Origin of the sequence: uncultured Intestinimonas sp., from assembly GCF_944387725.1 — a bacterium.
Lineage (GTDB): Bacteria > Bacillota > Clostridia > Oscillospirales > Oscillospiraceae > Intestinimonas.
The window spans coordinates 1-10,070 of sequence record NZ_CALXGA010000074.1; the positions used below are offsets into that span (position 1 = coordinate 1).

Sequence of the window (10,070 nt, forward strand, 5' to 3'; positions counted from 1 at the left end):
AGGGTACGGCCATAGAGCAGGGAGAACAGCCGGGTGGCGTTGATGCCCACCAGCCAGTCCGCCTTGGCACGGCAGAGAGCGGCCTGATGCAGCCCGTCATAGTCCCTGCCAGGGCGGAGATGGGCGAAGCCCTCCCGGATGGCGGTGTCCTCCATGCTGCTGATCCACAGCCGGGAGATGGGCTTGGAGCAGCCGGCCAGGGCATAGACCGTGCGGAAGATGAGCTCGCCCTCCCGCCCGGCGTCGCAGGCGTTGACCACCTCGGCCACGTCCTCCCGCCGAAGGAGGGTCCGCAGGGTGTCGAACTGGTTCCGCTTGTCCTTGGCGATGGTAAACCGCCAGCTCTCCGGCAGGATGGGCAGGTCCTCCAGCCGCCACTTGGCGTAGTCCGGGTCGTAGGCAGCGGCGTCCGCCAGCTCCGCCAGATGCCCCAGGCACCAGCTCACCAGCCAGCCGCTCCCTTCCAGGTATCCGGCCCGGCGTTGATTTGCCCCCAGGACGGAGGCCACCGCTTGGGCCACCGAGGGCTTCTCAGTAATCACGAACCGATACAAAATTTCACGCTCCTTTTGGCATAGAAAAAGACGGCCCGTATTTGAGCCGTCTTTCCGTAGTCCTATCTTGATTGTCTCAAATCAGTTTTTCATAGTCACGCCTGGCATAGAAGAAGCGCAGGATAAACACAGTTTCAGCATCTTCGTCCACCCGGTAGATCATCACATAGTTCTGAATCAATGCCTTCCGATACCCCAGTTTTCTGAGGTTGGGGTCGTGACACGGTTCATACATGAGCGGCATCTTTTCCAGATGGGCGTAACAGGCGTCCACCTCGTCAAGAAAATGGGCCGCAGCAATCGGGTTCTCTAAATCTTCCGCAATGTAGGAGATAATGCCATCCAGGTCCTGATCTGCAAACGGGGTGCTTTCAATCCTATAAGCCATGCTTCACCCTCAGATTTCGCAGGGCCTGACGGGCGTCTGCCGTCTTGCCCGCACGGACCTCCTCCTCTGCCTCGGCCAGCTTGGTGTAGACATCCAGCAGATACATCTTTTCCTCATAGGCTTTCATGCTCATAATCACCATATCGCCGTATCCATTCTTTGTGATATATACGGGCTCCGTGGATTCGCTGCACATCTGCGAAATTGCGGCGGTATCCTTTAAGTCCCGAATGGGAATAATGCGGGGCATGACGCTCAACTCCTTCCGTGGCATTATCATACCATAATTATGCCACGATTACAAGAGGCGGAGACGCGCACAGATATTGTCGGAAAATGGGGATGGAAATGGATTGCTTTCTGTCAGCTCCGGCACTAAAATAGAGAAAAAACAAAGGAGGAGCGCAAATGAACAAGTACATGATCTTCCGAGCGCCTAAACAGGCAGACCGAGACCTTGGCAAGCATGAATTGGTGGGCGTGGAGTATGGCGAGGACATCTATGACGCCACAGACGCGCTCATCCGCGCCATATGTGATGATCTATCCGGGAATCCAGAATACTCTGGAAGTGAGGTCTACGCCTATGCACCGGAACCGATGCAGTCCTTCCACAGAACGAAGCGGTATCAATTTTACATGACCGGCGTTGTCTCTCCCTCCTATGCGGAGAAAAATACCATTGTGGACTACGGCATCATTGAGACGGCGGCGGGCTGACGGCAATCCCCCGGTAGCAAGGCAGGACGCAGCCCTCCCCGTACCGTTTGCAGCCGTGGCAGGGATGGCCCTTGGGGGCCGGGGTCGGACGGGATTGTTTGGGCCGGCGGAGGGTCTGCATCATCATCCGCTCATAGGGGCTGTCGGTGAAGGTCCTCATGTGCCCTTGCCCTCCCCGTCCTCGTCCTCATCATCGGCCAGACTGTCCTCGTATTCCTCGTCGTCCTCGCCGTAGTCGTAGTCGTCCAGGTCGTTGGGGCCCTTGGTGCTGGCCTTCCTGCCCTTCACCAGCTTGAAGTAGGCAAACGCGCCGCCTCCACCCAGCACCAGCAGGACCACCAGCAGCACGGCGGGGCTGAGGCCGCTGGATTCCTCCGCCGGTTCCTCCACCGGCTCCGGGGTGGGCTCCGGTTCCGGCTCAGGCTCTGGCCCCACGCACTCGGTCATGTTCACGGCGCACACCGGGCAGGCGGTGTCCACCGCCCCGGCGGCGCATTTGGTGGTGCAGTCACAGGTGGCGGGCTCCCCGTCCTCCATGAGGGCCATCAGGTCGGCCTCGTCCACGGCGTTGAGGAAGTAGACGGTGTTCTCGCCGTCAGCCGCCCGGTCAATGATGATGTAAAAGGTGTTCCCGGCCTTGGTCTGGACGATGATGAACTGCTTATCCCCGGCAGCCTCCCCCTCAATGTCGTCCACAAGGGTCAGGTTTCCCTCCGGGGTGAGGGGCTCCGCGCCTCCGATCACAGGGAAATCGTCCTCCGGGGTGTCATCCTCCGGGGTATCCGTCTCCTGGACTGCCTCGGCGGTCTCCGCGGGCTCCGGGTCGTCGGCATAGGCGAAAGCGGCGGGGGTCAGGGCGGCGCAGCACAGCATCACCGTCAGCAGGACGGTGAGCAGGCGCAATCTTTTCTTACTCATGCTCCGGTTCCTCCTCTCCGGCAGACAGCACCGGCAGCGGGCCGGATTGACGGGCGGCCTCCATCAGGGCGGCCAGCTGGTCCGGGGTCATGCCCACCCGGCGGACCATGCCCACAATGTCCAGGTTCTCCAGCTCCGTCACCTGGCTGTCGATTTCCTCATTGCGGGCGGAGAGCTTGGCGATCTTCTCGCTGTTTTTCTCTTTCTCCGCCAGCAGCTTTGTGATTTTCGGATTCAAAATAAACGCTCCCTTCTATGGTAATCTTGCGTAGGAATACAGGTGCTCCTGCCAGTAGCTGGAGCTGAGGTCCGCGTAGGAGATGGGGGACCCAGCGTGGATCATCATGCCCCCGCCCACATAGATGCCGCAATGGGACACCGGCGTACCGCTGTCATAGGTGCCGGTGAAGAACACCAGGTCCCCCGGCTTGGCGTTCTCTGCGGAGACAGGGGTGCAAATGTTGAACAGGCTCTGCGCCCCCAGGCGGCCCACGTCCCAGCCGGAGTGATTGATGACCCAGCTGACGAAGCCGGAGCAGTCAAAGGAGGTGGACGGGCTGGACCCGCCCCACACATAGGGGAAGCCCAGGTACTTCTCCGCCTCGGCCAGCATAGCGGCAAACTGTTCATCCTCCAATGCCTCCGGGGGTACGTCGTAGTCCAGATAATCCTCCACCACCGAAGCGCCGGGGTATTGGTCCTGGGGGAACAGGTCCGGGCGGTTGCCCAGGGTAGCCATATAGGTGGCATACATACTCAGCCGGTCCTCGTCTAGCAGATAGACCGGCAGATGGGACAGGTCCGTGACCTCCAGCGTCACATAGCAGATATAGTAGGTATAGGGCTCGTCGTCTGCGTCGTACCGGGTCTCCGGCACCACCGATTCCGTCAGATGGTACTGGCGGTCAAACAGCATCTCCAGGGTGGGCTGTGCCTGGGCCAATGTCCACTCCCCCTGATGATAGGCGGTGAGCAGGGAGATGAGCACATAGGGGTCGTGGCCGATTTCGTCCAGGTCATAATGGTACTCGTCGTAATCGTGAGTGTCCTCGTAGCTGTCCAGATAGGCTTGCAGCTCGGCCTCCATCCCGGCGTAGGTGTCCTCCGCGCCCAGCATGGCTTCATCAGTGGAGGGATAGGTGGAGCCAGCGACACCGCTTCCGACGCCTGAGAACAGCACCGAGCAGGAGGACATACAGTTGAGGAAAAATGCCACGGCCAGCAGCAGGCCGCCGGCGGCCAGAAAGCCCTTCTTGTGCCGCCGCACGAAATCCGCCGTCTGCTTGCTCTTTTTGGCCGCCACCTTGGCGGAACGAGCGGTTTGGGCGGCGGCCTGACCCGTGGCGGTCCCGGCCTGACCGGCCCGCCGGGCGGCGGCGTACTGCCGTTTGATGCCCTGCTTCTGCCGCCAGCGGGAGACAGGATTGCTGGCAAGCTGGGGATTCTCCCGCAGGCTCTTTTGGTACAAGGCGTTGACATTGGCCTGTTCCAGCTTCCGCTCCGCCGCTGCGGCCTTCCGGTAGGGGCGCAGCTTATGGCTGTGATACCCTTCCCGGACCAGCCGCCCGGCGATCTCTGCCGCCTGTTCCGACTGGTGGGCGGTCTCCACCCCCACGTTGTCCTCCTGGGCCTCGCCAATCTCCCGGTGGACAACGCCCAGCACGGTATCAGCGGGGGCGTCCCGGAGAGTGTGAATCAGCTTGGAGGGGGGCCTCTTCTTGTCCTCAAAGCGAAGGTGTACCGTCACTGTTCCGGTGTCCGGGTCCACGACGCGCTCCCGGACCTGTTTCTTAGGAATGGCAGCCTGAGCCTTATCCGCTCTGGCTGCCGCCCGGTCTGCCCGGCGGACAGGCTTCTCCAGGGCCGGGTCCTCCCGTTCCTCTTTAGTGAAACGTAGGCGGGGCTGCTTCTCACGCTCACGCATAAACGTCCCCCTCTCCATCTACCCCGGCCAATTTGACACCAGCGGCTCTCATCTGAGCAACAATGCTGACGGGCCGAATCCAGGAAGTTTGAAATTTCCGCCAAGCACCATCTGTATTCCCAGTATTGTCCCGGTAGAGCATGGCATAGGGGAGGAAGCCCGCACGCCAGGTGTCGGCCAGCCGCCTCTCCGCCGCCTCCATGGTATCACCGGGATAGCCGATGAGGACATAGCAGGCCGCCCGGTGAGACGCGGCGGAGATGCCGCCCTGCCGCAGTAGGCGGCCCGCCGCCACCAGGGGCTCATAGTCCTCCGGGGTGTCGTAGGCAAAATACATCCGCGTGGCCCGGACCGAGCGCAGCAGGTCAACGTGCCAGGGGCGCAGCAGCCGGGCCTCCAGGCCGCCGGTAAACAGAGGGCGCTTCGCCTGACGCTCCAGCATGGCGAACACCGCCCGGATATGGGCCTCAGAGCAGGCCAACAGGTTATCGTCCAGCACATTCCAGCCCTCTGTGATGGGCAGCTCCCGCAGAACGCCACCCTCCCGTTTGGGAACCGCGCAGAACCAGCAGCGATTGGGGCAGCCCCGAGAGGTAATGACATAGCCGTGCTTGAGGTAGCGGCCAGGAATAAAGTCGCCGCCCGGCTCGTGAAAGGCCGGGCCGCCCATGCGGACAGGCAGGCCGGTCCTGACCCACGCCTCGGCCAGCTGATGGCCCCTGTCCAAATCGTAGGTAAAGGCCACAGAGACGTGGACCTCCTGGACATCCGGCAAGCTCTCCCCGGGCGGCGGGCCCGTGAAGGCCAGCGCGTCGTCCGGGGTAGCCCGGGTGCGCCGTGGAAAGACACGGACAATGCTCATTGCTCCGCCACCTCCTGGGGCTTGGTGGTCATGATTCCATAGAGCTCCGTGTCCTTGGGGAAGCGGTCCACGAAGGGCAGAATCACGTTGCCGTAGAACAGCAGCCCCTCGCCCTCGCTGGAATGGGTCACATAGGAGAGCTGGTGGGGGCTGATGTTGAGCTGCTTGGCTAAAATCTGCCGGTCTCCCGCCGCCTGGTTGAGCATATAGATGAAGTCTGAGTTCTCGAAGATGTTCTCGATCTCGCGGGAGGCCAGCAGGTCCTTGATATTCTGCGTAATCCCGGTGGGGATGCCGCCCCATTTGCGAAATCGCTTCCAGATTTCCACGCTCCAGCTTGCCAGCTCCCCCTTGAGCAGCAGGTGGAACTCGTCCACATAGTAGCGGGTGGTCTTTCCCGCCGCCCGGTTGACCGTGACCCGGTTCCACACCTGGTCCTGAATGACCAGCATCCCCAGCTGCTTGAGCTGCTTGCCCAGCTCCTTGATGTTGAAGCACACCAGCCGGTTGGTCAGCTCCACGTTGGTCCGGTGGTTGAACACGTTGAGAGAGCCGGTGACATACAGCTCCAGCGCCGCCGCGATGCGCTGGGCCTCCGTTTCCGGCTGGGCCAGCAGTTCGTCGTAGAGGTCCTGGAGAATGGGCATCCGGGCCGGGTCCGGGTCTGCCAGATAGGGGCGGTACACATTCCGCACACAGCGGTCAATGACGGTTTTCTCCACCGGCTGAAGGCCGTCCTTGCTGCCCACCACGATGTCGCAGAAGGAGAGCAGGAAGTCCACCTTGAGGGCCAGAGGGTTGTCGTCGTCCGAGTAGTTGAGGTTGATGTCCATGGGGTTGACGTACTGGGTGCTGGTGGGGGAGATTTTCACCACCTGCCCGCCCAGGCGCTTGACCAGGGGGGCGTACTCGTCCTCCGGGTCGCAGATCAGCACGTCGTCCTCCGTCACCAGGAATACGTTGGTAATCTCCCGCTTGGCGGAGAAGGACTTGCCGCTGTTGTGGACGACAAGGCCGTTTTCCAGCACAAAGTTAAGATACCGGGGTGCCGTCAGATCATAGACCGGGACCTTCTCCGCCAGCTTCAGGACCGACACCCGGACGACCACATGGCCCCCGCTGAGGCGCTGGCCCTCCCGGATGTGCCTTGCCTCCACATATTGGCCGCCGCCGTCCATAATGAGGTGGGTGCCGGTGCAGCGCAGGGCGCTCCCGTCCTCCAGATGGATGGTCCAAAGCTCATCCGTGTACTTCTCCACCCGGATGTTCCTGGCCCTGGCCGCCACGATCTGGCCGGTCTCCTCGTCATAGGCTTGCACCATGGCCGAGGTGACACCCTGTTCCACCAGCTCCGCGAAGCTGGCAGCGGAGCCGTCTGCCAGACGGATACGGGTCTCTCCAGCGAAGCAGCCTGGGGTGCCGAGGATCAGGCCGTTGGGGTTTTTGAGCAGCTTCCGGTCCACCATGATGAGGTTATTGGACAGGGCGTTGATGCCGTAGTACAGCGCCTCCGGGCTGGTCTGAAACAGCTCCTGGGTGGTAAAGGGGACAAAGATGGCGGTTGAGCTGGTGGTGAGGCCCCGCTGAATCTCAATCTGGTTAAGGCCCAGGGGCAGGCAGCTCATCAGCCCCTCCTCCGGCTGGAGGTCCAGGGGGATCAGACGGCAGTTATGCTTCTGCGCGATGGAATTGGCCTGGAACAGGTTGTTATCCAGCTGCTTCCGGCTGTCCGCCGTGTTCATCAGCAGGAATGTCACCAGGAACATCCGCTCATTCCGGCTCTGGAGGTCTTGTAGCAGCTTCTTGGCCTCCGCGCCGTAGGTAGCCAGGTCTGATGGGATGATGTCCATGTCGTACCCGGAGCGCACCGCCTTTTTCTGTTCCTCAATTTTCGTGCGGTCCAGATCGGTGATTTTCCGCTTGATGGTCTTGATGGCGCTGACTTGATCCACAGACTGGATGTGCATGGACACCACAAGACTGGACTCCATATCCAGAAAATCCGCCAGAATACGGTCATTCAGCTCCGGGGCCAGGATTTGCAGGAAGGACACCGCCCCCCATTTCCGGCCCATACGGAAGGCCCGGCTGCCGGGGAACTCCAGGGAGGACGGGGCAATGAAATCCTTGGTGCTGAGACCGGAGGGGGCCAGCCAGTCCCAGGAGAAGCGGAAGGGCTCCGGGTCGTCCATGTGGAACATATCGTAGAGCAGGCGAAGCCGCTCCGTGCCGTTGAGCGGCGTAGTCGCCACCCCCAGGCGTTTGAGGTTGTTGATGATGTCCGTCTCGATGCGCTCCAGCCGGGGCTTGGCCGCCCTGATACTCTCCGCCTCCACGCCGAAGGTGAGGTACTTGGTCTTGACAAGGCCGTTGTTGCCCCTGGCGAGTTGGTTTTGGAGCATGGCGGTGTACTCTGCCCGGATGGCGTCGAAGCTGTCCCCCTGGGGCGGGATCACGATGCGCCTTTCGTAGTTCTCCCTGGTTGCGGCCAGATTGAGGAAGGAGAACTGGAAGCGGATGGAGCTGTCAAAGTAGTTGAGGCAGTCCGACCACCCCTCGAAAATGGCATTTTTGTCCTCGTTCTGACTGAGCTGGTAGTTAATATCCTGGAACTGCACCGTCTTGGTGTAGTAGGTATCCGTGACCCGGCACACGCCGTCCGGCCATATCCGCTGATAGGGGATACTCTCCTGGGCGGACAGCTCCTTTTTATCGGTCCGGGCCGCCCGGCGGATGGCCGCGTCGATCTCCCGACGCTGTGCCCTGGTCAGCTTCCGCCGGGGCTGGGCGTCTGCCCCGGCGGAGGTCTGCTTGCTTGCCTTGAACAATGTGATACACCTCCCGATCTAATCGGTCCTGCCGCGCAAGGACGGCATAGAAGTTGTTGGTCCGGTAAGGCCGCTTCTTGGGGCGCAGGAAGTAGAGGCGCAGAAACTGAAGCGCCACCTTCTCCATGGGCTGGCCGTTGCGCTCGTACATCGCCAGGAAAAAGAAGGGCAGCATGACCAGCACCATGAGCAGGGCGGCGGTGCTGGTGCCCAGGCTGCCCCGGCACAAAAAGAACAGCGGTACGCCGATGAGCGCGCCGCCGCCGAAGCAGATTAGCTGCCGCTTGGTTAGATTGAAAGCGACCTTGGATTTGATTTTCGTCAGGTCCTTGGGGACCGGGACATAGGCCATTTACAACACATCCTTATAAATGTAATGTGGGTCCTGATTATAGCTCCTTTTCATAGCGCAGCTTCTTTTGCGGCGGGTACAAATCCACAGCCGGGCGGCGCTGGCCGGTCCAGCGTTCCCCTCCGGCCAGTCCAGCGCAGGTCCAGCCCGCTGCCCGCAGGCTGGTGCCGGGCTCGGTATCCAGGGTGTAGGTGATGATTTTCCGATACCCCAGCGCCTTTGCCGCCCTGGCCGCCGCGCCATAGAGAAAGCTGCAAGCGTTTTTCTCCCCAGTGGTACACAGGCGGTTGACCTCCAGGGTTTTGCCGTCGTCCAGATACCGGCTCACAGGCCGCCCCACAATGGCGACCCCCACCAGCCGCCCGTCCTGTTCACAGCCCAGGGAGAACTTGTGGCCTGTCACTGGCCGGTGGTGCCGGTGGTGGGCGGCCACAAATGCGTTGGCGTCGGACAATTTGATGGAGACAAGTTTCAGCATCGTCCCTCCATCAATGGGCGTTGAAGATGGAGCGGGCCATGCTGCTGGTCTTGAACAGGGTGAAGCAGAGCAGCACCGTGTAGCCCATGCACGTCCAGATGGCGTAGATGATGTCGCCGTCCAGGGCGATGTTCTGCACCAGCGCGGCGTAGATACCCACGCAGACGATAATCAAAAATGCCTGGAAGCCCAGGGCGAACAGGCTGCGCAGATAGTTCTGGCCGATCTGGCCCCACTCGTGATTCATCATGGTAGCCATGGGGATGGGCGCGATGGACGTGACCAGATATATCTCAATCATCCTCCCGAATGTGACCAGGAAAATGCAGATCACCAGCGCCCAAATGGTGATGCCCACAAAGAGGGATTGGAACCACAGGCCGAACAGCGGCCCCAGGTCCATCTCCATCAGCCGGGTCTCCAGGTCCGCCGTCACGCTGGAGATGTCGATGGCCGCGTCCCCGATGATGACCCCGGAGGCGTTGCTGACTACCCCTTGGGCCAAATCAAAAATCCCCATCACAATGTCCCAGGTGTTGGTGACGATGAGGATGGCGCAGGCGCTCTTGAAAATCCACTTGAAAAAGACCGCGCTTTCGATTTCGTGGAAGTTGTTCTTGTCCACAATGAGCTGAATCAGCTCCATCGTCATGACAAAGGCCAGAATGACCCCGGCAATGGGGACCATAAGCGTCTCAGACAGGTTTTGCACCATGTTGAACACGTCCCCATTCCACGCCTGGGGGGTCAGACCGACCTGGGTGGAAATCTCACCGACCTTCTGATTGACCGTGTTGAACATCCCGGACAGGTTGCCCATGATGCCGCCCACCAGAATCTCCTTCAGCCAGTCGGTGAGGGCTTGCACCAGGAAATCCATAAGGGGTGTTACCTCCTCTCAGGCTGTTGGGATTAAGAGGGGCCGCGCCCGGCCCCCTGTGGCCGGGCGCGGCTTTGCCGCTTTCCCATCAGGTGGTGAACAGGCCGGAGAGCAGGGGCACCAGCACCATGCCCACGATGGCGACACCAGCGCCGGCCATGAGCTG

The 10,070-nt window shown here is 61.1% G+C and carries 14 protein-coding genes and 1 pseudogene; 1 reads left to right on the plus strand and 14 read right to left on the minus strand.

The annotated features are described in order from the left end of the window. The 3 genes from Q0K09_RS09340 to Q0K09_RS09350 all read right to left on the minus strand — a co-directional run. Window positions 1-554 (minus strand): toprim domain-containing protein (locus tag Q0K09_RS09340; RefSeq protein ID WP_365932013.1); only part of this gene is annotated, 554 nt, incomplete at its 3' end. 76 nt (window positions 555-630) lie between these two features. Further along, entirely contained in the window at window positions 631-942 is a 312-nt protein-coding gene (locus Q0K09_RS09345; protein WP_204860630.1) for a type II toxin-antitoxin system RelE/ParE family toxin, read from the minus strand. Next, window positions 932-1,192, minus strand: coding sequence for a type II toxin-antitoxin system Phd/YefM family antitoxin (locus tag Q0K09_RS09350; protein WP_204860632.1), 261 nt, complete (start codon window positions 1,190-1,192; stop codon window positions 932-934). The genes Q0K09_RS09345 and Q0K09_RS09350 overlap by 11 nt, the downstream gene beginning before the upstream one ends. 158 nt (window positions 1,193-1,350) lie before the next feature. On the opposite strand from Q0K09_RS09350, the gene Q0K09_RS09355 reads away from it, so the two are divergent. Continuing rightward, window positions 1,351-1,662: a carboxylate--amine ligase gene (locus tag Q0K09_RS09355; protein WP_204860634.1), complete on the plus strand. Its 312-nt coding sequence runs from the start codon at window positions 1,351-1,353 to the stop codon at window positions 1,660-1,662. Here Q0K09_RS09355 and Q0K09_RS09360 read toward each other — a convergent pair. From Q0K09_RS09360 to Q0K09_RS09405, 11 genes and pseudogenes are all read right to left on the minus strand, one after another. Continuing rightward, a complete protein-coding gene (locus Q0K09_RS09360; protein WP_204860636.1) occupies window positions 1,640-1,822 on the minus strand; it encodes a hypothetical protein in 183 nt (60 codons plus the stop codon). The two genes, Q0K09_RS09355 and Q0K09_RS09360, sit on opposite strands and share 23 nt — an antisense overlap. Next, window positions 1,819-2,580 (minus strand): DUF4366 domain-containing protein, encoded by a 762-nt coding sequence (locus Q0K09_RS09365; RefSeq protein ID WP_294475624.1) that lies wholly within the window; start codon window positions 2,578-2,580, stop codon window positions 1,819-1,821. Before Q0K09_RS09365 ends, Q0K09_RS09360 begins: the two co-directional genes overlap by 4 nt. After that, window positions 2,573-2,818 (minus strand): DUF4315 family protein, encoded by a 246-nt coding sequence (locus Q0K09_RS09370; protein ID WP_204860637.1) that lies wholly within the window; start codon window positions 2,816-2,818, stop codon window positions 2,573-2,575. Before Q0K09_RS09370 ends, Q0K09_RS09365 begins: the two co-directional genes overlap by 8 nt. A 15-nt stretch (window positions 2,819-2,833) precedes the next feature. Then, a complete protein-coding gene (locus Q0K09_RS09375; RefSeq protein WP_294475625.1) occupies window positions 2,834-4,504 on the minus strand; it encodes a C40 family peptidase in 1,671 nt (556 codons plus the stop codon). Then, window positions 4,497-5,366 (minus strand): hypothetical protein, encoded by an 870-nt coding sequence (locus Q0K09_RS09380; RefSeq protein ID WP_294475626.1) that lies wholly within the window; start codon window positions 5,364-5,366, stop codon window positions 4,497-4,499. Before Q0K09_RS09380 ends, Q0K09_RS09375 begins: the two co-directional genes overlap by 8 nt. Further along, entirely contained in the window at window positions 5,363-6,544 is a 1,182-nt protein-coding gene (locus Q0K09_RS10845; protein WP_365932022.1) for a VirB4-like conjugal transfer ATPase, CD1110 family, read from the minus strand. Before Q0K09_RS10845 ends, Q0K09_RS09380 begins: the two co-directional genes overlap by 4 nt. Before the next feature lie 9 nt (window positions 6,545-6,553). Further along, window positions 6,554-8,068, minus strand: a pseudogene (locus Q0K09_RS10850) (VirB4-like conjugal transfer ATPase, CD1110 family); the annotation flags it as partial. Window positions 8,069-8,075: 7 nt separating this feature from the next. Beyond that, the gene (locus Q0K09_RS09390) at window positions 8,076-8,546 is read right to left on the minus strand and encodes a PrgI family protein (protein WP_294475629.1); all 471 of its coding nucleotides are present in this window, start codon (window positions 8,544-8,546) and stop codon (window positions 8,076-8,078) included. Between the two features lie 37 nt (window positions 8,547-8,583). Beyond that, window positions 8,584-9,024 carry an XF1762 family protein gene (locus Q0K09_RS09395; RefSeq protein WP_294475631.1) on the minus strand — a complete coding sequence of 147 codons (441 nt, stop codon included), beginning with the start codon at window positions 9,022-9,024 and terminating at the stop codon, window positions 8,584-8,586. Window positions 9,025-9,034: 10 nt separating this feature from the next. Further along, on the minus strand, window positions 9,035-9,904 hold the full coding sequence (locus Q0K09_RS09400; RefSeq protein ID WP_294475633.1) for a VirB6/TrbL-like conjugal transfer protein, CD1112 family: 870 nt from the start codon (window positions 9,902-9,904) through the stop codon (window positions 9,035-9,037). A gap of 88 nt (window positions 9,905-9,992) precedes the next feature. Next, on the minus strand, window positions 9,993-10,070 hold a 78-nt coding region (locus tag Q0K09_RS09405), incomplete at its 5' end, for a Maff2 family mobile element protein (protein WP_294475637.1).

What these genes read in the sequence shown, in the direction of transcription:
- Q0K09_RS09345 (WP_204860630.1), bottom strand. Translation starts at nt 942, where the DNA reads ATGGCTTATAGGATTGAAAGCACCCCGTTTGCAGATCAGGACCTGGAT.
- Q0K09_RS09350 (WP_204860632.1), bottom strand. Translation starts at nt 1,192, where the DNA reads ATGCCCCGCATTATTCCCATTCGGGACTTAAAGGATACCGCCGCAATT.
- Q0K09_RS09355 (WP_204860634.1), top strand. Translation starts at nt 1,351, where the DNA reads ATGAACAAGTACATGATCTTCCGAGCGCCTAAACAGGCAGACCGAGAC.
- Q0K09_RS09360 (WP_204860636.1), bottom strand. Translation starts at nt 1,822, where the DNA reads ATGAGGACCTTCACCGACAGCCCCTATGAGCGGATGATGATGCAGACC.
- Q0K09_RS09365 (WP_294475624.1), bottom strand. Translation starts at nt 2,580, where the DNA reads ATGAGTAAGAAAAGATTGCGCCTGCTCACCGTCCTGCTGACGGTGATG.
- Q0K09_RS09375 (WP_294475625.1), bottom strand. Translation starts at nt 4,504, where the DNA reads ATGCGTGAGCGTGAGAAGCAGCCCCGCCTACGTTTCACTAAAGAGGAA.
- Q0K09_RS09380 (WP_294475626.1), bottom strand. Translation starts at nt 5,366, where the DNA reads ATGAGCATTGTCCGTGTCTTTCCACGGCGCACCCGGGCTACCCCGGAC.
- Q0K09_RS10845 (WP_365932022.1), bottom strand. Translation starts at nt 6,544, where the DNA reads ATGGACGGCGGCGGCCAATATGTGGAGGCAAGGCACATCCGGGAGGGC.
- Q0K09_RS09390 (WP_294475629.1), bottom strand. Translation starts at nt 8,546, where the DNA reads ATGGCCTATGTCCCGGTCCCCAAGGACCTGACGAAAATCAAATCCAAG.
- Q0K09_RS09395 (WP_294475631.1), bottom strand. Translation starts at nt 9,024, where the DNA reads ATGCTGAAACTTGTCTCCATCAAATTGTCCGACGCCAACGCATTTGTG.
- Q0K09_RS09400 (WP_294475633.1), bottom strand. Translation starts at nt 9,904, where the DNA reads ATGGATTTCCTGGTGCAAGCCCTCACCGACTGGCTGAAGGAGATTCTG.